This is a genomic window from Bacillus sp. 204(2023) (assembly GCF_037027505.1).
GTDB lineage: Bacteria > Bacillota > Bacilli > Bacillales > Bacillaceae > Bacillus > Bacillus subtilis.
Window position 1 is genome coordinate 347945 of the sequence record NZ_JAXCHE010000002.1, and the last position, 21634, is coordinate 369578.

Genomic DNA, 21634 nt, shown 5'->3' on the forward strand with positions numbered 1-21634 from the left:
TTATGACTCAGGGGGATTTCAGTATGTATGCCGTCTTATTTTACCAATGTTTATGATAGAATTGAAATACTTATTACATAAGGAGGATCGCTATGTTCCTCAAACGTTTAGACGTTATAGGATTTAAATCATTTGCAGAACGGATTTCCGTAGACTTCGTTAAAGGTGTGACAGCAGTTGTCGGGCCGAACGGAAGCGGAAAAAGCAACATCACTGATGCCATTCGCTGGGTTCTCGGCGAACAATCGGCACGCTCTCTTCGCGGCGGAAAAATGGAAGACATTATTTTTGCCGGGAGTGATTCAAGAAAGCGATTAAATCTAGCTGAAGTTACACTTACTCTTGATAATGATGATCATTTCTTGCCAATTGACTTCCACGAGGTGAGTGTCACAAGACGTGTGTACAGATCAGGTGAGAGTGAGTTTCTGATTAACAATCAGCCGTGCCGCTTGAAGGATATTATTGATTTATTTATGGATTCTGGCCTTGGTAAAGAAGCATTTTCTATTATCAGCCAAGGGAAAGTGGAAGAGATCCTGAGCAGTAAAGCGGAGGATCGCCGCAGTATCTTTGAAGAAGCGGCCGGGGTGCTTAAATATAAAACGAGAAAGAAAAAAGCAGAAAATAAACTGTTTGAGACACAGGACAATCTAAATCGGGTAGAAGATATATTACATGAGCTTGAAGGACAGGTTGAACCTCTTAAAATTCAAGCTTCAATAGCGAAAGACTACCTTGAGAAAAAGAAAGAGCTGGAGCATGTTGAAATTGCGCTGACTGCCTATGATATCGAAGAGCTGCATGGTAAATGGTCGACTCTTAAAGAGAAAGTGCAGATGGCAAAAGAAGAAGAGCTTGCTGAATCGTCTGCTATTTCTGCGAAAGAAGCAAAGATTGAGGATACAAGGGACAAAATACAAGCGCTTGATGAGTCAGTAGATGAGCTCCAGCAAGTTTTACTGGTAACTAGTGAAGAACTGGAAAAGCTTGAAGGCCGTAAAGAAGTCCTGAAAGAACGAAAGAAAAACGCTGTGCAAAACCAAGAACAGCTTGAAGAAGCCATCGTTCAGTTCCAGCAAAAAGAAACGGTTCTGAAAGAAGAGCTTTCGAAGCAGGAAGCTGTCTTCGAAACGCTTCAGGCTGAGGTGAAGCAGTTAAGGGCGCAAGTAAAAGAAAAACAGCAGGCTCTCAGTCTTCACAATGAAAATGTCGAAGAAAAAATCGAGCAGCTGAAAAGTGATTATTTTGAGCTGTTAAACAGCCAGGCTTCGATACGCAACGAACTCCAGCTTCTTGATGACCAGATGTCCCAATCCGCTGTCACATTGCAAAGACTCGCGGACAACAATGAAAAGCACCTGCAGGAACGGCGTGATATTTCTGCGCGTAAAGCCGCATGTGAAACGGAATTTGCCCGAATTGAGCAGGAGATTCACAGTCAAGTCGGTGCATATCGTGATATGCAGACAAAATATGAGCAGAAAAAGCGCCAATACGAAAAAAATGAATCCGCTCTGTATCAGGCATACCAATACGTTCAGCAAGCGAGATCAAAAAAGGACATGCTTGAGACGATGCAGGGAGATTTTTCCGGATTTTATCAAGGTGTTAAAGAGGTGCTGAAAGCGAAAGAGCGCCTTGGTGGAATTCGCGGAGCGGTTCTTGAGCTGATTTCTACAGAACAGAAGTATGAAACGGCCATTGAAATAGCGCTCGGCGCTTCTGCTCAGCATGTCGTGACCGACGATGAACAATCTGCCCGAAAAGCGATTCAATATTTAAAGCAGAATTCCTTCGGCCGGGCGACGTTTCTGCCTCTTTCTGTTATTAGAGACCGCCAGCTTCAAAGCCGTGACGCGGAAACAGCCGCCCGGCATTCATCATTTCTCGGGGTTGCCAGTGAACTTGTCACATTTGATCCTGCGTATCGAAGCGTCATCCAGAATCTTCTTGGAACCGTTCTGATCACAGAGGACTTAAAGGGTGCAAACGAGCTTGCGAAGCTTCTCGGGCACCGGTACCGCATCGTAACCCTTGAGGGAGATGTTGTGAACCCCGGTGGTTCAATGACGGGCGGCGCGGTTAAAAAGAAAAATAACTCCCTCCTTGGAAGAAGCCGGGAGCTAGAAGATGTGACGAAACGGCTCGCTGAAATGGAAGAGAAAACAGCACTGCTTGAACAAGAGGTCAAAACCCTTAAGCAATCCATTCAGGATATGGAGAAAAAACTGGCTGACTTAAGAGAAACCGGGGAAGGCTTAAGGTTAAAGCAGCAGGATGTGAAAGGCCAGCTGTACGAACTTCAAGTTGCCGAGAAAAATATCAATACCCATTTAGAGCTCTATGACCAAGAAAAATCTGCTCTGTCAGAAAGCGATGAAGAGAAAAAAGCGCGCAAACGCAAGCTTGAAGAAGAGCTCTCTGCCGTTTCTGAAAAGATGAAACAGCTTGAAGAGGACATAGACAAACTGACAAAACAAAAACAAACGCAATCCTCAACGAAAGAGTCTCTCTCCAACGAGCTGACTGAGCTGAAGATCGCTGCGGCCAAAAAAGAGCAGGCATGCAAGGGGGAAGAGGACAACCTTGCCAGATTAAAGAAAGAGCTCACTGAAACAGAGCTTGCGTTAAAAGAAGCAAAAGAAGACTTAAGCTTCTTAACGTCAGAGATGTCATCTAGCACCAGCGGCGAAGAAAAGCTGGAAGAAGCAGCAAAACATAAATTGAATGACAAAACGAAAACGATCGAACTGATTGCATTAAGGCGCGATCAGCGCATCAAGCTTCAGCATGGGCTTGATACGTATGAGCGTGAGCTGAAAGAAATGAAACGCCTGTATAAACAAAAAACAACGCTCTTAAAAGACGAAGAAGTCAAACTCGGACGGATGGAAGTCGAGCTTGATAATTTACTCCAATACTTACGGGAGGAATACAGCTTGTCCTTTGAGGGGGCAAAAGAGAAATATCAGCTTGAAACTGATCCAGAGGAATCCAGAAAGCGTGTGAAGCTGATTAAACTCGCAATTGAAGAGCTGGGTACCGTGAACCTCGGAAGCATAGATGAGTTTGAGAGGGTCAACGAACGGTACAAGTTTCTGTCGGAACAAAAAGAAGATTTAACAGAAGCGAAAAATACCTTGTTCCAAGTGATTGAAGAAATGGATGAAGAAATGACGAAGCGCTTTAACGACACATTCGTCCAAATCCGTTCACACTTTGATCAAGTTTTCCGCTCCTTATTCGGAGGAGGGCGAGCTGAACTGAGGCTCACCGATCCTAACGATCTGCTTCATTCAGGAGTCGAGATTATCGCTCAGCCGCCGGGGAAAAAGCTGCAAAACTTAAACCTCCTGTCAGGCGGAGAGCGTGCGCTTACTGCTATAGCGCTCTTATTCTCAATTCTAAAGGTTCGTCCAGTGCCATTTTGCGTCCTTGACGAAGTAGAGGCTGCGCTCGACGAAGCGAATGTGTTCCGGTTTGCGCAGTATTTAAAAAAATACAGCAGTGATACCCAGTTTATTGTGATTACCCACAGAAAAGGAACGATGGAGGAAGCGGATGTGCTTTATGGCGTAACCATGCAGGAATCCGGTGTTTCCAAGGTAATCTCCGTTAAGCTGGAAGAAACAAAAGAATTCGTTCAGTAACGAGGAAAGAGGTTAAAAGATGAGCTTTTTTAAAAAATTAAAAGAGAAAATCACAAAACAGACAGATTCCGTATCTGAAAAGTTTAAGGATGGCCTTGAAAAAACAAGAAACTCCTTTCAAAACAAAGTGAATGATCTTGTATCCCGTTACCGTAAAGTGGATGAGGATTTCTTCGAAGAGCTTGAAGAGGTTCTTATCAGCGCGGATGTCGGTTTTACAACCGTTATGGAATTAATAGATGAACTGAAAAAAGAAGTCAAACGCAGAAATATTCAAGATCCAAAGGAAGTCCAGTCAGTGATTTCTGAGAAACTGGTCGAGATTTATAACAGCGGAGATGAGCAAATTTCAGAACTGAACATCCAGGATGGGCGTTTAAACGTAATCCTTCTGGTAGGTGTAAACGGCGTCGGGAAAACAACAACGATCGGAAAGCTTGCCCATAAAATGAAACAAGAAGGAAAATCTGTCGTACTTGCCGCCGGAGACACTTTCAGAGCGGGAGCCATTGAACAACTGGAAGTATGGGGAGAGCGTACAGGAGTGCCTGTCATTAAGCAGACGGCCGGAAGCGATCCGGCGGCTGTCATCTACGATGCTGTTCATGCTGCGAAAGCAAGAAATGCCGATGTATTAATTTGTGATACGGCAGGTCGTCTCCAAAACAAAGTAAATCTCATGAAAGAGCTTGAAAAAGTAAAACGTGTTATCGAAAGAGAAGTTCCTGAAGCTCCGCATGAGGTGCTGCTTGCCCTTGATGCCACGACCGGCCAAAATGCAATGGCTCAGGCAAAAGAGTTCTCGAAAGCAACAAATGTTACCGGCATTGCTTTAACGAAGCTTGACGGTACGGCAAAGGGCGGTATCGTCCTTGCGATTCGCAACGAGCTTCACATCCCGGTTAAACTAGTCGGTTTAGGAGAAAAAGTTGATGATCTTCAGGAATTTGATCCAGAATCCTATGTGTACGGACTCTTTTCAGATTTAGTGGAAAAAGCCGACGATTAAGAAAAAGGCCCCAACATCTTGGGGCCTTTTCTTTTTTATCTTCTTACTTGATAGGCGAAATGATAAAGGCTGTTATCAGTGGATACCAGTCTTGACTCACCAGAAAAAACTCTGAATGGGATGATGTCATAGTAATGAACGGAAACAGATGTGTAATACGTGTAATACCCAGCAGCTGGCCCCAAATACATTGGAACCTCAAATGTTCCGTTTGCATCAGTCGTTCCTGAAGCAGTTTGTGTTGTGTTTCCGACCTTCGTGTCCGCTTCAAATCTTACGGGCGCGTTTGGCACTGGCTGTCCGTTTTGGTCGAGTAATTTGCCGCTTACTGTAATATTGTACTTGACTCGCCAATATTGACCTTGTCCGTAATTGATTTTACCGTATACCCCTCCATCTGTGCTGATATTTGTGATTGAGGCCTTATAAGGTGCCTCAGCAGCGTCTGCTTGCTGTGCCGGGAAACCTATTGTAAACAGGGCTGCCAGACATAACATAAACAATAAACCGATTTTTTTCATAAAAATCCTCCTTTAAATAGGGTTCATATACAATATCGGAATAAATTGGATGATATTTAGCGTTTTTTGGAAAAAGTTAATCGCCGCTTTGACAAGATAAAAACTTGACAGTGTCAATAAAACCGTGTAAACTAAGTTATAGTAAAGGGATTTGACTTAACAAAGGGGAGAGCTCAAATGTCACTCGAAAAGACAACGAGAATGAATTATCTGTTTGATTTTTATCAGTCGTTGTTGACGTCAAAACAGAAGAGCTATATGTCGCTTTATTATTTGGACGATTTCTCCCTAGGCGAAATAGCCGAAGAATATGAGGTTTCAAGACAAGCTGTTTATGATAACATCAAACGAACAGAAGCGATGCTTGAACAATATGAAGAAAAGCTGCTCCTTTTGAAAAAGTTTCAGGAGCGTAAAGAGATGTTTAATAAGCTGAAGGAGCTTGCTTCCGGTTCAAAAGAAGAGGAAGAAATTACAGCTCTGATTGAAGCGCTTGAGAAATTAGATTAGGAGGCGGCAAACTATGGCATTTGAAGGATTAGCCGACCGACTGCAGCAGACGATTTCTAAAATCCGCGGAAAAGGGAAAGTCAGCGAACAAGATGTAAAAGATATGATGCGTGAGGTTCGTCTTGCGCTGCTTGAGGCTGACGTTAACTTTAAAGTAGTCAAAGATTTTGTCAAAAAAGTAAGTGAACGCGCTGTAGGCCAAGACGTCATGAAAAGTCTGACGCCCGGCCAGCAGGTCATTAAAGTTGTTAAAGAGGAACTGACTGAGCTGATGGGCGGCGAAGAGAGCAAAATCGCCGTCGCAAAAAGGCCGCCGACTGTTATTATGATGGTCGGTCTCCAAGGTGCCGGTAAAACGACAACAAGCGGTAAGCTTGCGAATCTGCTGCGCAAAAAGCATAATCGCAAACCGATGCTGGTTGCTGCCGATATTTACCGCCCAGCCGCAATTAAGCAGCTGGAAACACTCGGCAAACAGCTTGATATGCCTGTTTTCTCTCTTGGCGATCAGGTCAGTCCTGTAGAAATAGCTAAACAGGCTATTGAGAAAGCCAAGGAAGAACATTATGACTATGTCATTTTGGATACGGCAGGCCGCTTGCATATCGACCATGAACTGATGGATGAACTGACCAACGTCAAAGAAATCGCGAATCCGGAAGAAATTTTCCTGGTTGTCGATTCAATGACCGGTCAGGACGCTGTGAATGTTGCCAAAAGCTTTAATGAACAGCTCGGTTTAACCGGTGTTGTGTTAACGAAGCTGGATGGAGACACACGCGGCGGGGCAGCGCTTTCTATTCGCGCTGTCACAAACACGCCAATTAAGTTCGCAGGTTTGGGCGAAAAGCTTGATGCGTTAGAGCCGTTCCACCCTGAACGCATGGCATCAAGGATTCTCGGCATGGGCGACGTGCTGACATTGATTGAAAAAGCACAGGCCAGCGTTGATGAAGACAAAGCCAAAGAGCTGGAACAAAAAATGAGAACGATGAGCTTCACATTGGACGATTTTCTGGAGCAGCTCGGACAAGTCAGAAACATGGGCCCGCTTGATGAGCTTCTGCAAATGATGCCGGGTGCAGGTAAAATGAAAGGCCTGAAAAACATCCAAGTTGATGAAAAACAGCTGAATCATGTGGAAGCAATCATCAAATCAATGACTGTTCTTGAAAAAGAACAGCCGGATATTATCAATGCCAGCCGGCGGAAACGGATTGCAAAAGGAAGCGGGACATCCGTACAGGAAGTCAACCGTCTGCTTAAGCAGTTTGATGAAATGAAAAAAATGATGAAGCAGATGACAAACATGTCAAAAGGCAAGAAAAAAGGGTTTAAGCTACCTTTTATGTAATCGGTTATACATGATAAAACCGTTGTTAAGAAAAAACACTTTACAAACACTTTTATCATTGTTAATATACTATCTTGTTGAAATATTTTCGGAGGTGCTAGTAAAATGGCAGTAAAAATTCGTTTAAAACGTATGGGAGCAAAAAAATCTCCTTTCTATCGTATTGTTGTAGCAGATTCTCGTTCACCACGTGACGGCCGTTTCATCGAAACAGTCGGAACTTACAACCCGGTTGCAAAACCAGCGGAAGTAAAAATTGACGAAGAGCTTGCTCTTAAATGGCTTCAAACTGGAGCGAAACCATCTGATACAGTTCGCAACTTGTTCTCTAGCCAAGGAATCATGGAAAAATTCCACAACGCTAAACAAGGCAAGTAATGACTGATCAACACATGGAAGATTTGATTGTCCACATTGTGACGCCGCTTGTTGATCATCCAGATGACATTCGCGTCATAAGAGAAGAAACCGATCAAAAGATTGCGCTGCGCTTATCTGTCCATAAGTCAGATACCGGTAAAGTTATCGGAAAGCAAGGCCGGACTGCAAAAGCGATTCGAACAGCTGTATTTGCAGCTGGCGCACAGTCTTCTAAGAAAGTTCAATTTGAAATATTTGACTAAAAGGGAGAGGGCCGGCACCTCCCCTTTTTTTACACGCAAAAAAAGGGTAAACTGATAGAAGCTTAGGCAAAATAGAAAAGCCTGGGCGAGTAAAAGTTTTAAAAGCGGGGAGCTTGGTGCGATGCAAATTATTCACCGTGTAGCCGTTATGCAAGTCTTAACCGAGCGCAGCAAAGAAAAGCTTTTAGCTTCTTTTGCCGAAAAGAAACAAATGCTTGAACGAGAATGCAGCCAGCTCTATTTTCAGCTTAGAAAACATGAGAAAGAACAGCAAAACCCTGATATGCTTGAACAATTTAAAAAGGCAATAGAAAAGCGAAAAGATGATATCAAAATCATCGATTTTCAAATTGCTCAAGTACATACATTGCCGCTTGGCAGTGAGTTGAAAGAAAAGGAAGTCGATGCGCTGCTGACGATTGAAGCCGGGGATGACTGGCATGAGAAAACAGCAGCGAACACCATCGTCATAAAAGACGGAAAAGTAATTGAAATTCGCCAGAGGTGATCATATGACAAAGCGATGGTTTAATGTAGGCAAAATCGTAAATACCCACGGAATCAAAGGCGAAGTGCGGGTGATTTCAAAAACAGATTTTGCCGAAGAACGATACAAGCCGGGAAACACGCTGTATTTGTTTATGGACGGCCGTAACGAACCAGTGGAGGTAACGGTAAACACACATAGACTGCATAAGCAATTTCATCTCCTGCAGTTTAAAGAAAGACAAAACCTAAATGAAGTAGAAGAGCTGAAAAACGCAATCATTAAAGTTCCTGAAGAAGAATTAGGAGAGCTGAATGAGGGTGAATTTTATTTCCACGAAATTATTGGGTGTGAAGTATTTACTGAAGAAGGCAAACTCATCGGAAAGGTCAAAGAAATTTTGACGCCTGGAGCCAATGACGTTTGGGTCATCGGACGAAAAGGAAAAAAAGACGCACTCATTCCTTACATTGAATCAGTGGTCAAACATATCGATGTCAGGGAAAAGAAAATTGAGATTGAACTCATGGAAGGGTTAATAGACGAATGAAAATCGATTTTTTGACGCTGTTTCCCGAAATGTTTGAAGGCGTGCTCGGCTCATCGATTCTTCAAAAAGCCCAGGAAAAAGATGCGGTGCAGTTTCAAGTCGTAAATTTCCGGGAGTACTCTGATAACAAGCACAACACTGTTGATGATTATCCTTATGGCGGCGGGGCAGGCATGGTTCTCAAGCCCCAGCCTGTTTTTGACGCGGTCGAGGACCTGACATCAAAGGCAGCCGCTGCTCCGCGTATTATCCTCGTATGCCCGCAAGGTGAGCGTTTTACCCAAAAAAAAGCCGAGCAATTAGCTAAGGAAGAGCATTTGCTGTTCATTTGCGGCCACTATGAAGGCTATGATGAACGCATTCGCGAGCACTTGGTAACGGATGAAATATCAATTGGCGACTTTGTTCTGACGGGCGGTGAGCTCCCTGCAATGATGATCGCAGACAGTGTGGTCAGACTGCTTCCGGGTGTACTGGGTAAAGAGGCTTCCCATATTGAGGATTCCTTCAGCACCGGACTTTTAGAGCACCCGCATTATACAAGACCGGCAGATTACAAAGGTTTAAAAGTGCCTGAAACACTCTTGTCAGGAAACCATGCAAAAATTGAAGAATGGCGGAATAAAGAATCGATCAGAAGGACCTACCTAAGACGTCCGGATCTGTTGAAAGATTACCCGCTTACAGAGCAGCAAAGAAAGTGGATTTCTGAATGGGAAAAAGAATAGATTTTATTGCATAGGCTATGAAATTGTGATAAGATACTACTTGTGGCTTAAGCGGGCTTATCCGCTGCAAGCTTGAAAACGATGTTCCGCTGTGCCGGTTTTTGTGGCCAAGAGCATCTGTTGGAAGGAGTTGAAAACGATGCAAAAACTAATTGAAGATATCACAAAAGAACAGCTTCGTACTGATCTTCCTGCGTTCCGTCCTGGTGACACTTTACGTGTACACGTTAAAGTTGTTGAGGGTAACCGTGAGCGTATCCAGATCTTTGAAGGTGTTGTGATTAAGCGTCGTGGTGGTGGAATCAGCGAAACGTTCACAGTTCGTAAGATTTCTTACGGTGTTGGCGTTGAACGTACTTTCCCAGTACACACACCAAAAATCGCGAAAATCGAAGTTGTACGTTACGGTAAAGTACGCCGTGCTAAACTTTACTACCTGCGTGAACTTCGCGGAAAAGCGGCTCGTATTAAAGAGATCAGACGATAATGATAACGAACGAAAAGAGCTTGTTACCTGTAACAAGCTCTTTTTTTATACAGAATTTGAAAATGCCGGACAGGCATCGTAAAATACATAAAGGACAACAATGAATCATGCATACTGAAGATAAAGGCGGTGTTCGTGTCACATGACAATTCAATGGTTCCCGGGCCATATGGCAAAAGCAAGAAGGGAAGTAACCGAAAAATTAAAATTAATCGATATCGTATATGAATTGGTAGATGCCAGAATTCCAATGTCATCAAGAAACCCAATGATTGAAGATATTCTAAAAAACAAGCCGCGAATTATGCTGTTAAACAAGGCTGACAAAGCAGATGCGGCAGTTACACAGCGGTGGAAAGAGCACTTTGAGAAGCAGGGGATCCGCTCTCTGTCTATTAATTCTGTAAATGGACAAGGGTTAAATCAAATTGTGCCTGCATCAAAAGAGATCCTCCAAGAAAAATTTGACCGGATGCGTGCGAAAGGTGTGAAACCGAGAGCGATTCGCGCTTTGATTATCGGCATTCCAAACGTCGGAAAATCAACGCTCATCAACCGGCTTGCAAAGAAAAACATAGCAAAAACGGGAGACAGACCTGGTATTACGACTTCTCAACAGTGGGTCAAAGTTGGGAAAGAATTAGAGCTATTAGATACACCGGGAATTTTGTGGCCTAAATTTGAGGATGAGCTTGTCGGTTTGAGACTGGCAGTCACCGGGGCTATTAAAGACTCGATTATCAATTTGCAGGACGTGGCCGTGTTTGGTCTTCGTTTTCTCGAAGAACATTACCCAGAACGGCTTAAAGAGCGTTATGGCCTTGATGAGATCCCAGAGGACATTGCCGAGCTGTTTGATGCAATAGGTGAAAAGCGGGGCTGTCTCATGAACGGTGGGCTCATCAACTACGATAAGACGACTGAAGTCATCATTCGCGATATTCGCACTGAAAAGTTCGGCAGGCTGTCATTTGAACAGCCGACGATGTAAAGGCGCGCAGAAATGCGGGTCTTTATTTTTTCTTGGCTGAACCGATACATACAGTAAGGGAGAAGAGAAAGTGAATACATTAACCGTAAAGGACATTAAAGACCGTTTGCAGGAAGTGAAGGATGCACAAGACCCATTTATTGCCCAATGCGAAAACGACCCGAGAAAAAGCGTTCAAACGCTTGTAGAGCAATGGCTTAAAAAGCAAGCGAAAGAAAAAGCGCTGAAAGAACAATGGGTGAATATGACTTCCTATGAAAGGCTGGCAAGAAACAAGGGATTTCGCTTGATTGCAGGTGTTGACGAGGTCGGCCGGGGGCCATTGGCAGGACCAGTTGTCGCCAGCGCAGTCATCCTTCCAGAGGAATGTGAAATACTTGGGCTGACAGACTCCAAAAAGCTTTCAGAGAAAAAACGCGAGGAATATTACGAGCTTATTATGAAGGAAGCACTGGCGGTCGGGATAGGAATTGTAGAAGCTACTGTGATTGATGAGATCAATATATATGAAGCTTCAAAAATGGCAATGGTGGAAGCGATACAAGATTTGTCGGCTACACCTGATTATTTGCTTGTTGACGCAATGACACTTCCCCTCGACACGGCTCAGGCGTCAATTATAAAAGGCGATGCCAAAAGCGTGTCTATTGCGGCAGGTGCGTGTATCGCAAAAGTGACGAGGGACCGAATGATGAGCGCTTATGCCGAAACGTATCCCATGTACAGCTTTGAAAAAAATAAAGGCTATGGGACAAAAGAACATTTGGAAGCTCTTGCTGCATACGGCCCAACTGAATTGCACCGCAAAACTTTCGCTCCTGTTCAATCTTTCAGATAAATCACCATGGACAAGGAGGCACCTTTTTAAAATGAACATACGAAATGATGTGCAAAAGGCGCTGCAGCACCTTTTCGGGCGTACAGCCGTCCCGCAGGAAACATCAAAAGTAAACGAAGCGCTAAACGGGGAGAAGCGTCTCCTCTTAGGAAAAGTGCTTCGTTTACTAGGAGATCAGCATGCCCTGATCCAAGTCGGCAATCAAACTGTTCAGGGAAAACTTGAAACCCAGCTTCGTCCCCAGGCATACTATTGGTTTTCCTACGAAAAAAAAACGGCAGAACAAACAGGCCGTCTTCAGGTCGTTCAAAGCTTTGATCAAAATCCTAAAACCATTCAGGATGCAGCTGGCAAGCTTTTAAATGCCATTTCAGTGAAGACGTCAAACGCAGCTCTCATGATGACAGGAGCGATGCTGAAAAGCAAAACACCTGTAACTGAAAATGATATCAAAACAGCTGTCCGCTGGATGGACACGCTGCCTTCGCAAGACACAAAAAAAGCAGTTGAAACGGTTCTCTTCGCTTTAAAGCGTGAGCTTCCTATTCACTCCGAGATTTTGAATGGTGTTCACGCTGTGAAATCGCCTGTTCCGTTGCATCAGCACGTATCCCAGCTGCTTCAGGCAATCGATCAAAACCCTCAGCAGAGCCAAATGATGTCAAAGCTAAAGGAAGCAGTTACGGTGCTTTTAAATAGTGAAATCGATGTCCATGCAGAACGGCTGATTGATAAGCTTATTTCTTTAACCGACAATACGAAAACACCTTCTCCGGCGAATACAGCTGGAAGCAGGGAGCTTAGCACACCAGCTGGCTCCCCCGGAAAAGCCAGCCTGCCGATTGCAAATCACACAGCAGAACAGAGAAGCATACAAGAAGAGCCTGTTAAAACAGCAGCAGACATTCCAATTAAAGAAGCCCGCCAGCTGCTGGTGAAGCTGACGGAATCTGCTGAAAAAAACAGTCTCCAAATTGTGAAAGAAGCAGCAAATTGGATTAAAGCGGCTGCTTCATCGGGTGAGAGTAAGTCACTTGCAGCTTCAGCTGTTTTACAGGCGGCACAAGTCACAGACCAGGAAGCCGAAGTCTTTTTAAAGGCTGTTCAGCAGACAGCACCCCATTTGGCGGATAAGGCAGATGTTCTTTCTTTCTTATCCAAAGTGAAAACGGCAATCGGCGCAAGGGACGAGGTTGCGTTCATTAAAGCGTTTGAACAAGGAAGCGCAGTCACATCTGGCGAAATGCAATCCATCAAGCTGGCTCTTTCTGCCTTAAGAGCATCGCATGAGGTAGCCGAACCAGTCAAACAAGAAGCCGATCAGCTTTTTCATAAATTAAATGGCCAGCTTTTCATGCAGCAGGACCATCCATCATACAGCCAAATTGTAATGTCATTTCCGATGTTTTCGAAGTCAGGGGTTCAGGACATGACTGTTCTGTTTAAAGGAAAGAAAGAAGCGGATGGAAAGCTTGATCCTTCCCATTGCCGCCTTTTGTTTTTGCTGCAGCTTGATACACTAAAAGAAACCGTCGTTGATTGCTTGGTACAGCAAAAAGTCATGACCATTACAATAGAGACTGATTTCGAGCTGCAGGCTGCGATCGATCCGATGGTGCCCGCGCTTAAACAGGGGCTAAAGGAAATGGGGTACAGCCTTTCAGGGGTAAACGCTAAAAAAAGGGTTCACACCGAAGAAAAGGCTTCAATCGATCAATATATAACAAGTATCAGTGATCAGGAAGTGGATGTGAAAATATGAAAGAGCAGACACCGATCAGAAAAGCTGTTGCTCTCCATTATGACGAACAAAAAGACAAGGCGCCGAGAGTGATTGCCACAGGGAAGGGCCATGTAGCTGACAACATTATCAAAGAAGCGAAAAAAGCAGGGGTCCCGATTCAAGAAGATCGGACCCTTGTCGAATTAATGCGCCATTTGACGGTAGATGATCAAATTCCTGAAGCTCTTTATGAAACAGTAGCCGAGATTTTTTCATTCATTTACAAATTGGACGAAAGCGTAAAAAACAAAAAATAGCTAAAATATTCCCCATCCTTCTTTGAAATTTATGTTTTTAATAAAGTAAAAGTTTGAATGTTTAGAAGGATTAAAAGATTTTGCATTGAACTGTAGACAATTCTTCCAGTATTATTATAGAATGAAAGCGCAGTCTATTTTAGTTTTGTTACATAAGTTAGGAGGATGGGAAATGAATATCCATGAGTACCAGGGAAAAGAAGTCCTCAGAAAATATGGGGTATCTGTTCCTGAAGGTAAAGTGGCTTTTACAGCAGAAGAAGCAGTTGAGAGTGCAAAGAGCTTATCCAGCTCGGTTTATGTCGTAAAGGCTCAAATTCATGCTGGCGGTCGAGGCAAAGCTGGTGGGGTAAAAATAGCAAAATCATTAGACGAAGTAAAAGCGTATGCCGAAGAACTATTAGGGAAGACCCTAGTTACACATCAGACGGGTCCGGACGGCCAAGTAATAAAACGCTTACTTATTGAAGAAGGCTGCGATATTAAAAAAGAATATTACGTGGGTCTTGTGCTTGACCGCGCCACTTCAAGAATCGTTTTGATGGCTTCTGAAGAAGGCGGAACGGAAATTGAAGAGGTTGCGGAGAAAACACCGGAAAAAATCAAAAAAGCTGTCATTGATCCGGCTGTTGGCCTTCAAGGCTATCAAGCCAGAGAAATTGCATTCGCTATTAATATTCCAAAAGAGCTCGTGGGAAAAGCTGCTAAATTTATGCTGGGATTATATAAAGCGTTTGTTGAGAAAGACTGCTCAATCGCCGAAATCAATCCGCTTGTTGTGACTGGCGACGGAAATGTGATGGCGCTTGATGCAAAATTGAATTTTGACAGCAATGCGTTGTACCGACAAAAGGACATTATGGAATACAGAGATTTGGATGAAGAAGATCCGAAAGAAATTGAAGCGTCCAAATATGACCTAAGCTACATTTCCCTTGATGGAAATATCGGCTGTATGGTAAACGGCGCGGGACTTGCAATGTCCACGATGGATATTATCAAGCATTATGGAGGAGAACCGGCCAACTTCCTTGATGTGGGCGGCGGTGCAACCGCGGAAAAAGTCACGGAAGCATTTAAAATCATTCTTTCTGATCAAAACGTTAAAGGGATTTTTGTCAACATTTTCGGCGGCATTATGAAATGTGATGTCATCGCAGAAGGGGTTGTTGAAGCGACTAGACAAGTTGGTTTGACATTGCCGCTTGTCGTCCGTCTTGAAGGCACAAACGTGGATCTAGGGAAGAAAATCCTTAGTGAATCAGGATTAAACATTACATCTGCGGAATCAATGGCTGACGGCGCGCAGAAAATCGTATCCTTAGTTTAAGAAAGAATGAAAGGCAGGGGACCAAATAATGAGTGTTTTCATTAATAAAGATACAAGAGTTATTGTGCAAGGGATTACAGGTTCTACCGCTTTATTTCATACGAAGCAGATGCTTGAATACGGCACAAATATCGTTGGCGGTGTAACACCTGGAAAAGGCGGAACAGAAGCGGAAGGTGTTCCTGTATTTAATACAGTGGCTGAAGCAGTTCAAACGACCGGCGCTAACGCGTCTGTTATATATGTGCCCGCACCGTTTGCAGCTGATGCGATTATGGAAGCGGTAGATGCGGAGCTTGATCTCGTGATTTGTATCACAGAACATATCCCGGTTTTGGATATGGTGAAGGTCAAACGCTTCATGGAAGGCAAGAAAACGAGACTGATAGGGCCGAACTGTCCTGGTGTCATTACGCCTGAAGAGTGTAAAATCGGCATTATGCCCGGATACATCCATAAAAAGGGTCATGTAGGCGTTGTATCACGTTCAGGAACATTAACATACGAAGCGGTGCACCAGCTCTCAGAAGCGGGTGTAGGGCAATCTACAGCTGTTGGAATCGGCGGCGACCCTGTAAATGGAACAAACTTTATTGACGTTTTAAAAGCGTTTAACGAAGATCCTGACACACACGCAGTCATCATGATTGGCGAAATCGGCGGTACGGCCGAAGAGGAAGCGGCAGAGTGGGTAAAAGCCAACATGACAAAACCGGTAGTCGGTTTTATCGGCGGTAAAACAGCACCTCCTGGGAAGCGCATGGGGCATGCAGGCGCCATTATTTCCGGCGGAAAAGGGACAGCTGATGAAAAAATCAAAACCCTTAATGCATGCGGAATCGAAGTTGCAGAGACACCTTCTGTCATGGGTGAAACCTTAATTAAGGTGCTGAAAGAGAAGAACTTGTTCGAAACTTGTAAAACGCATTAATAAAAAAGGGACAGCCGTCAAGGCTGTTCCTGCTTTTTCTAACAAAAGGAGGTCAATCTATTGGATCAGGCCGCTGCCTGCTTAACGACTTGCAGAATCAATCAATTATTATCCCCATCCCTTCTATTAAAATGGTGGAAAGCCGATCCGTCTATGTCGCTGACATCACCCGTGTTACAAACGGTTACTCGTGATCAAATAAAAGCAGCTGCATTAAAAAACGAAATAGAACAACTTTATCCAAAGCTCCAGCGTGTACTTGCTGCTTATCGTGAGCAAGGCATTAACACCATCCCTATTTCTTCAAAGCAATATCCTTTCTGGCTTAAAAGCATTTATGATCCCCCCGCCGTACTGTTTGCAAAAGGTGATATGACTCTTCTTTCGAAAGGGAGAAAAATTGGAATTGTAGGGACAAGAAATCCAACAGCTTATGGGAAACAAGTTGTCAATCATCTTACAAAAGAGATCTGTCGTAAAGGTTGGGTGATTGTCAGCGGACTGGCGTCTGGGATAGACGGAATGTCCCATGCTGCAAGTATTAAGGCGAAGGGGCGGACAATTGGCGTCATTGCAGGCGGATTTCAGCACATTTATCCCCGAGAAAACCTTCAGTTAGCAGATCACATGGCTAAACACCATATCCTGCTGTCAGAGCACCCACCTGAAACTAAACCCCAAAAATGGCATTTCCCTATGAGAAACCGTATTATCAGCGGACTAAGTGAAGGCGTTATTGTCGTTCAGGGCAAAGAAAAAAGCGGTTCGCTGATTACTGCCTATCAAGCATTGGAACAAGGGAGAGAGGTATTTGCCGTACCCGGTTCATTGTTTGACCCTTACGCCGGAGGTCCTATAAAACTGATCCAGCAGGGGGCTAAAGCCATATGGTCAGCAGAGGATATTTTCGAGGAACTTCCTGAGAGAAACGTTCAATATACGGAACCCTTTTGAATTATCGTTTGACAAACGGTATTGTAATATTTAATAATAGTGAGGATTTAAAGTTGCATATTGTTTTCTATTTAATTAATGACGTTCATGATAAAGAATGAAATGTTGAAAGCCAAATAAAGACAGCTGCAAAAATAAAATTGAAATATCTTGAAAAGAGAGAGAACACCTCTTGAGGGGGATGAAAATGTCTGATTATCTAGTCATCGTGGAATCGCCCGCTAAGGCGAAAACGATTGAACGTTACTTAGGTAAAAAATATAAAGTAAAAGCATCAATGGGACATGTCCGGGATCTTCCAAAAAGTCAAATGGGAGTTGACATAGAACAGAATTTTGAACCGAAATATATTACCATTCGAGGTAAAGGCCCGGTATTAAAAGAGCTGAAAACGGCTGCGAAAAAAGCCAAAAAAGTGTATCTCGCAGCCGACCCCGACAGAGAAGGGGAAGCGATTGCATGGCATTTGGCACACAGTCTTGATTTAGATCTGAACTCAGACTGCCGTGTGGTGTTTAACGAAATTACAAAAGACGCTATTAAGGAATCGTTTAAGCATCCCCGCATGATTAATATGGATTTAGTGGATGCACAGCAAGCGAGACGTATTTTAGACAGACTTGTGGGATATAAAATCAGTCCAATCTTATGGAAAAAAGTCAAAAAAGGGCTTAGCGCAGGACGCGTGCAATCCGTTGCCCTCCGTTTGATTATTGACCGTGAAAAAGAGATTAACGACTTTAAGCCTGAGGAATATTGGACAATTGACGGTACGTTCTTAAAAGGTCAAGAAACCTTTGAAGCGAGCTTTTTCGGGAAAAACGGCAAAAAACTTCCTTTAAATAGTGAAGCTGATGTAAAAGAGATTCTTTCTCAGCTCAAAGGGAATCAATATACAGTTGAAAAAGTAACCAAAAAGGAACGCAAACGTAATCCCGCTTTGCCTTTTACCACTTCTACCCTGCAGCAGGAAGCGGCTCGCAAGCTCAATTTCAGAGCGAAGAAAACGATGATGATTGCACAGCAATTATATGAAGGAATTGATTTAGGGAGAGAAGGAACGGTTGGTCTGATCACGTATATGAGAACGGATTCAACCCGTATTTCAAATACGGCTGTTGATGAAGCAGCTGCATTTATTGATCAAACTTATGGAAAAGAGTTCCTAGGCGGAAAACGGAAGCCTGCGAAAAAGAATGAAAATGCCCAGGATGCCCACGAAGCAATTCGGCCGACATCAGTTCTTAGAAAACCAAGTGAATTAAAAGCAGTCCTCGGCAGAGACCAAATGAGACTGTATAAATTAATTTGGGAGCGTTTTGTTGCCAGCCAAATGGCACCGGCTGTTCTCGATACAATGAGTGTCGACCTGACAAACAACGGTTTGACATTTCGTGCAAATGGAAGTAAAGTCAAGTTTTCCGGGTTTATGAAGGTGTATGTTGAAGGAAAAGACGATCAAATGGAAGAAAAAGACCGAATGCTGCCTGACTTACAAGAAGGCGACACGGTATTATCAAAAGATATAGAACCTGAGCAGCATTTTACCCAGCCGCCTCCGCGATATACTGAGGCCCGGCTCGTTAAGACCCTTGAAGAACGCGGTATCGGCCGTCCATCCACATATGCTCCGACACTTGATACTATTCAGCGGCGCGGCTACGTGGCATTGGATAATAAACGTTTCGTTCCGACTGAATTAGGTCAGATCGTTCTTGACTTGATCATGGAGTTTTTCCCTGAGATAATTAACGTTGAGTTTACAGCTAAAATGGAGAGAGATCTTGATCATGTTGAAGAAGGAAATACCGAATGGGTCAAGATTATCGATAACTTCTACACCGATTTTGAAAAACGCGTCAAAAAAGCCGAATCGGAAATGAAGGAAGTTGAGATTGAACCAGAGTATGCTGGAGAGGATTGTGAATTGTGCAGTTCTCCAATGGTATATAAAATGGGACGGTACGGTAAATTCTTAGCTTGCTCCAACTTCCCTGACTGCCGGAACACGAAACCGATTGTGAAACAAATCGGTGTGAAGTGCCCGAGCTGCGGAGAAGGAAACATTGTTGAGCGAAAATCGAAAAAGAAACGGGTGTTTTACGGCTGTGATCGTTATCCGGACTGTGAATTCGTATCATGGGACAAACCAATTGAACGAAAATGCCCGAAATGCGGAAAAATGCTCGTCGAGAAAAAACTCAAAAAAGGCATACAAGTCCAATGCGTGGAATGCGATTATAAGGAAGAACCACAGAAGTAGCGGTGAGCAGGGTCTTGCTCACCTTCTTTGTGTGTTAAAAGAAGGCCTTGAATAATAAACTAGGAGATGTGAAAGATGAACCAACGAACAGTGAATGTAATCGGAGCCGGACTTGCAGGAAGTGAAGCAGCATGGCAGCTTGCCAAGCGGGGGATTCAAGTCAAATTGTATGAAATGCGGCCAGTTAAACAAACGCCTGCGCACCATACAGATAAATTTGCAGAGCTTGTCTGCAGCAACTCTCTTCGCTCTAATACGCTTGCTAACGCTGTCGGTGTATTAAAGGAAGAAATGCGTGCACTTGATTCAGCCATTATCGCTGCGGCTGACGAATGTTCGGTGCCTGCCGGGGGCGCTCTTGCAGTAGACCGTCATGAATTTGCCGCAAGTGTGACAAATCGGGTGAAAAATCATCCAAACGTAACCGTTATTAATGAAGAAGTGACTGAAATTCCTGAAGGCCCTACTATCATCGCAACGGGTCCGTTAACATCTGAATCGCTGTCTGCCCAGCTGAAGGAGCTGACTGGAGAGGACTATTTATATTTTTATGACGCAGCGGCGCCGATTGTAGAAAAAGACAGCCTTGATATGGATAAAGTGTATCTGAAATCCCGTTATGATAAAGGTGAAGCAGCATATTTGAACTGCCCGATGACAGAAGAAGAGTTTGACCGTTTTCATGAAGCATTAACATCAGCAGAAACAGTGCCGTTAAAAGAATTTGAAAAAGAGATTTTCTTTGAAGGCTGCATGCCGATTGAAGTCATGGCAAAACGGGGTAAGAAAACAATGCTTTTCGGTCCGATGAAACCGGTTGGTCTAGAGCATCCTGTTACAGGAAAACGCCCTTATGCCGTCGTTCAGCTCAGACAGGATGATGCTGCGGGAACACTTTATAATATTGTAGGATTCCAGACTCATTTAAAATGGGGAGACCAAAAGGAAGTTCTCAAGTTGATTCCAGGACTTGAAAATGTAGAAATCGTCAGATATGGCGTGATGCACAGAAACACATTTATTAACTCTCCAAGCCTGTTAAAGCCGACTTATCAATTTAAAAACCGCAGTGATCTGTTCTTTGCAGGCCAAATGACGGGAGTAGAAGGATATGTGGAATCAGCTGCCTCAGGACTTGTAGCAGGCATTAATGCGGCGAAGCTTGTATTGGGAGAAGAGCTTGTTATTTTCCCTCAGGAAACAGCAATTGGCAGTATGGCACATTATATTACAACAACAAACCAGAAGAACTTCCAGCCGATGAATGCAAACTTTGGGCTTTTGAAAGAATTGCCAGTTAAAATTAAAAATAAAAAAGAACGAAATGAACAGTACGCGAACCGTGCGATTGAAACAATTCAAACAATTTCGAAAACAATATAGGTATTGATTGCAACCTGAGCGCGATTTGTGATACCATTTAAAAGCCCTTCCTGGGGAGGTATTAGGCATGGAGAATGTTAAGAATTTCGTAAAGTTATTCGTTGAATATTTACAAATTGAAAAAAATTATTCACAATATACTATTGTGAATTATGTGGATTCAATTGAAGAATTCGAGACTTTCCTGCGCGTTCAAGGTATAAATGGATTTGAAGAAGCTGCATATCAAGATACTAGGATTTTTTTGACAGAAGCCTATGAAAAAGGTTTATCGAGAAGAACAATAAGCAAAAAGATATCTGCATTAAGAAGCTTTTATAAGTTTCTGATGCGGGAAAAGCTTATTGAAGAAAATCCGTTTCAGCTTGTTCATCTGCCAAAACAGGAGAAACGGATACCGAAGTTTCTATATCAAAAAGAGCTTGAGGAGCTGTTTGAAGTTTCAGATATAAGCCAGCCGGCCGGAATGAGGGATCAAGCGCTGTTAGAGCTGCTCTATGCCACCGGAATGAGGGTCAGTGAATGCTGTTCCATAACTATTAACGACGTTGATTTATTTATGGACACTGTGCTTGTTCACGGTAAAGGCAAGAAGCAGCGCTATATCCCCTTTGGGTCTTATGCCCGCGAAGCGTTGAAGGTATACATGAATAGCGGAAGACAGTGCTTGCTGATGAAGGCAAAAGAACCTCATGATCTATTATTCGTAAATCAAAGAGGCGGACCGCTTACAGCCCGTGGCATCAGACATATTTTAAGCGGGCTTGTTCAAAAAGCGTCAAGCACTTTACATATCCATCCGCATATGCTTCGACATACGTTCGCCACGCATCTGTTAAATGAAGGAGCGGATTTGAGAAGCGTTCAAGAACTGCTCGGGCATTCCAATCTGTCTTCTACACAGATATACACGCACGTTTCGAAGGAAATGTTGAGAAACACATATATGTCTCACCATCCAAGAGCATTTAAGAAAAATTAA

At 43.5% G+C, this 21634-nt stretch carries 21 protein-coding genes; 20 read left to right on the forward strand and 1 reads right to left on the reverse strand.

Annotated elements, in window-relative coordinates:
* Positions 1-92 precede the first annotated feature (92 nt).
* Together smc and ftsY are read left to right on the forward strand one after the other, a co-directional pair.
* On the forward strand, positions 93-3653 hold the full coding sequence (gene smc / locus WA279_RS06230; RefSeq protein WP_336154688.1) for a chromosome segregation protein SMC: 3561 nt from the start codon (positions 93-95) through the stop codon (positions 3651-3653).
* Positions 3654-3672: 19 nt separating this feature from the next.
* Positions 3673-4662 (forward strand): signal recognition particle-docking protein FtsY, encoded by a 990-nt coding sequence (gene ftsY, locus WA279_RS06235; protein WP_003232026.1) that lies wholly within the window; start codon positions 3673-3675, stop codon positions 4660-4662.
* A gap of 35 nt (positions 4663-4697) precedes the next feature.
* Here ftsY and WA279_RS06240 read toward each other — a convergent pair whose 3' ends face one another.
* A complete protein-coding gene (locus WA279_RS06240) occupies positions 4698-5183 on the reverse strand; it encodes an Ig-like domain-containing protein (protein ID WP_003245834.1) in 486 nt (161 codons plus the stop codon).
* A gap of 177 nt (positions 5184-5360) precedes the next feature.
* Between WA279_RS06240 and WA279_RS06245 the strand changes: the two genes are divergently transcribed.
* The 18 genes from WA279_RS06245 to xerC all read left to right on the forward strand — a co-directional run bounded on the left by WA279_RS06245 (position 5361) and on the right by xerC (position 21634).
* Entirely contained in the window at positions 5361-5693 is a 333-nt protein-coding gene (locus WA279_RS06245) for a putative DNA-binding protein (RefSeq protein WP_003238590.1), read from the forward strand.
* A gap of 13 nt (positions 5694-5706) precedes the next feature.
* Positions 5707-7047, forward strand: coding sequence for a signal recognition particle protein (ffh, locus tag WA279_RS06250; protein WP_014113771.1), 1341 nt, complete (start codon positions 5707-5709; stop codon positions 7045-7047).
* A 105-nt stretch (positions 7048-7152) separates the two neighbouring features.
* A complete protein-coding gene (gene rpsP / locus WA279_RS06255) occupies positions 7153-7425 on the forward strand; it encodes a 30S ribosomal protein S16 (RefSeq protein ID WP_003220815.1) in 273 nt (90 codons plus the stop codon).
* Positions 7425-7670 (forward strand): KH domain-containing protein, encoded by a 246-nt coding sequence (locus tag WA279_RS06260; RefSeq protein ID WP_336154690.1) that lies wholly within the window; start codon positions 7425-7427, stop codon positions 7668-7670. The genes rpsP and WA279_RS06260 overlap by 1 nt, the downstream gene beginning before the upstream one ends.
* Positions 7671-7791: 121 nt before the next feature.
* Positions 7792-8178, forward strand: coding sequence for a YlqD family protein (locus WA279_RS06265; RefSeq protein WP_336154692.1), 387 nt, complete (start codon positions 7792-7794; stop codon positions 8176-8178).
* Between the two features lie 4 nt (positions 8179-8182).
* Positions 8183-8707: a ribosome maturation factor RimM gene (gene rimM / locus WA279_RS06270; protein ID WP_336154693.1), complete on the forward strand. Its 525-nt coding sequence runs from the start codon at positions 8183-8185 to the stop codon at positions 8705-8707.
* The gene (gene trmD, locus WA279_RS06275; protein WP_003232011.1) at positions 8704-9435 is read left to right on the forward strand and encodes a tRNA (guanosine(37)-N1)-methyltransferase TrmD; all 732 of its coding nucleotides are present in this window, start codon (positions 8704-8706) and stop codon (positions 9433-9435) included. Before rimM ends, trmD begins: the two co-directional genes overlap by 4 nt.
* A 139-nt stretch (positions 9436-9574) precedes the next feature.
* Positions 9575-9922 carry a 50S ribosomal protein L19 gene (rplS, locus tag WA279_RS06280; RefSeq protein WP_003220825.1) on the forward strand — a complete coding sequence of 116 codons (348 nt, stop codon included), beginning with the start codon at positions 9575-9577 and terminating at the stop codon, positions 9920-9922.
* A gap of 142 nt (positions 9923-10064) precedes the next feature.
* A complete protein-coding gene (gene ylqF / locus WA279_RS06285) occupies positions 10065-10913 on the forward strand; it encodes a ribosome biogenesis GTPase YlqF (RefSeq protein ID WP_336154696.1) in 849 nt (282 codons plus the stop codon).
* A 70-nt stretch (positions 10914-10983) separates the two neighbouring features.
* Complete coding sequence (rnhB, locus tag WA279_RS06290) at positions 10984-11751, forward strand: ribonuclease HII (protein WP_336154697.1); 768 nt, start codon at positions 10984-10986, stop codon at positions 11749-11751.
* Between the two features lie 31 nt (positions 11752-11782).
* Positions 11783-13513 carry a hypothetical protein gene (locus WA279_RS06295; RefSeq protein WP_336154698.1) on the forward strand — a complete coding sequence of 577 codons (1731 nt, stop codon included), beginning with the start codon at positions 11783-11785 and terminating at the stop codon, positions 13511-13513.
* Positions 13510-13791, forward strand: coding sequence for a FlhB-like flagellar biosynthesis protein (locus WA279_RS06300; protein WP_003232001.1), 282 nt, complete (start codon positions 13510-13512; stop codon positions 13789-13791). Before WA279_RS06295 ends, WA279_RS06300 begins: the two co-directional genes overlap by 4 nt.
* A gap of 172 nt (positions 13792-13963) precedes the next feature.
* Entirely contained in the window at positions 13964-15121 is a 1158-nt protein-coding gene (sucC, locus tag WA279_RS06305; protein WP_014663957.1) for an ADP-forming succinate--CoA ligase subunit beta, read from the forward strand.
* 28 nt (positions 15122-15149) lie between these two features.
* Complete coding sequence (gene sucD / locus WA279_RS06310) at positions 15150-16052, forward strand: succinate--CoA ligase subunit alpha (protein ID WP_003238566.1); 903 nt, start codon at positions 15150-15152, stop codon at positions 16050-16052.
* A gap of 60 nt (positions 16053-16112) precedes the next feature.
* Complete coding sequence (gene dprA, locus WA279_RS06315) at positions 16113-17006, forward strand: DNA-processing protein DprA (RefSeq protein WP_336154700.1); 894 nt, start codon at positions 16113-16115, stop codon at positions 17004-17006.
* A gap of 187 nt (positions 17007-17193) precedes the next feature.
* A complete protein-coding gene (gene topA, locus WA279_RS06320) occupies positions 17194-19269 on the forward strand; it encodes a type I DNA topoisomerase (protein WP_003245599.1) in 2076 nt (691 codons plus the stop codon).
* Between the two features lie 75 nt (positions 19270-19344).
* Positions 19345-20652, forward strand: coding sequence for an FADH(2)-oxidizing methylenetetrahydrofolate--tRNA-(uracil(54)-C(5))-methyltransferase TrmFO (gene trmFO, locus WA279_RS06325; protein WP_015715883.1), 1308 nt, complete (start codon positions 19345-19347; stop codon positions 20650-20652).
* 67 nt (positions 20653-20719) lie between these two features.
* On the forward strand, positions 20720-21634 hold the full coding sequence (gene xerC, locus WA279_RS06330; protein WP_003231988.1) for a tyrosine recombinase XerC: 915 nt from the start codon (positions 20720-20722) through the stop codon (positions 21632-21634).

Bases quoted from the DNA above. Each gene is read 5' to 3' on its own strand.
- WA279_RS06300 (WP_003232001.1), top strand. From the start codon at position 13,510: ATGAAAGAGCAGACACCGATCAGAAAAGCTGTTGCTCTCCATTATGAC.
- ylqF (WP_336154696.1), top strand. From the start codon at position 10,065: ATGACAATTCAATGGTTCCCGGGCCATATGGCAAAAGCAAGAAGGGAA.
- trmFO (WP_015715883.1), top strand. From the start codon at position 19,345: ATGAACCAACGAACAGTGAATGTAATCGGAGCCGGACTTGCAGGAAGT.
- rpsP (WP_003220815.1), top strand. From the start codon at position 7,153: ATGGCAGTAAAAATTCGTTTAAAACGTATGGGAGCAAAAAAATCTCCT.
- WA279_RS06265 (WP_336154692.1), top strand. From the start codon at position 7,792: ATGCAAATTATTCACCGTGTAGCCGTTATGCAAGTCTTAACCGAGCGC.
- topA (WP_003245599.1), top strand. From the start codon at position 17,194: ATGTCTGATTATCTAGTCATCGTGGAATCGCCCGCTAAGGCGAAAACG.
- trmD (WP_003232011.1), top strand. From the start codon at position 8,704: ATGAAAATCGATTTTTTGACGCTGTTTCCCGAAATGTTTGAAGGCGTG.
- WA279_RS06245 (WP_003238590.1), top strand. From the start codon at position 5,361: ATGTCACTCGAAAAGACAACGAGAATGAATTATCTGTTTGATTTTTAT.
- rplS (WP_003220825.1), top strand. From the start codon at position 9,575: ATGCAAAAACTAATTGAAGATATCACAAAAGAACAGCTTCGTACTGAT.
- sucD (WP_003238566.1), top strand. From the start codon at position 15,150: ATGAGTGTTTTCATTAATAAAGATACAAGAGTTATTGTGCAAGGGATT.
- rimM (WP_336154693.1), top strand. From the start codon at position 8,183: ATGACAAAGCGATGGTTTAATGTAGGCAAAATCGTAAATACCCACGGA.
- ftsY (WP_003232026.1), top strand. From the start codon at position 3,673: ATGAGCTTTTTTAAAAAATTAAAAGAGAAAATCACAAAACAGACAGAT.
- ffh (WP_014113771.1), top strand. From the start codon at position 5,707: ATGGCATTTGAAGGATTAGCCGACCGACTGCAGCAGACGATTTCTAAA.
- xerC (WP_003231988.1), top strand. From the start codon at position 20,720: ATGGAGAATGTTAAGAATTTCGTAAAGTTATTCGTTGAATATTTACAA.
- smc (WP_336154688.1), top strand. From the start codon at position 93: ATGTTCCTCAAACGTTTAGACGTTATAGGATTTAAATCATTTGCAGAA.
- WA279_RS06260 (WP_336154690.1), top strand. From the start codon at position 7,425: ATGACTGATCAACACATGGAAGATTTGATTGTCCACATTGTGACGCCG.
- sucC (WP_014663957.1), top strand. From the start codon at position 13,964: ATGAATATCCATGAGTACCAGGGAAAAGAAGTCCTCAGAAAATATGGG.
- WA279_RS06295 (WP_336154698.1), top strand. From the start codon at position 11,783: ATGAACATACGAAATGATGTGCAAAAGGCGCTGCAGCACCTTTTCGGG.
- WA279_RS06240 (WP_003245834.1), bottom strand. From the start codon at position 5,183: ATGAAAAAAATCGGTTTATTGTTTATGTTATGTCTGGCAGCCCTGTTT.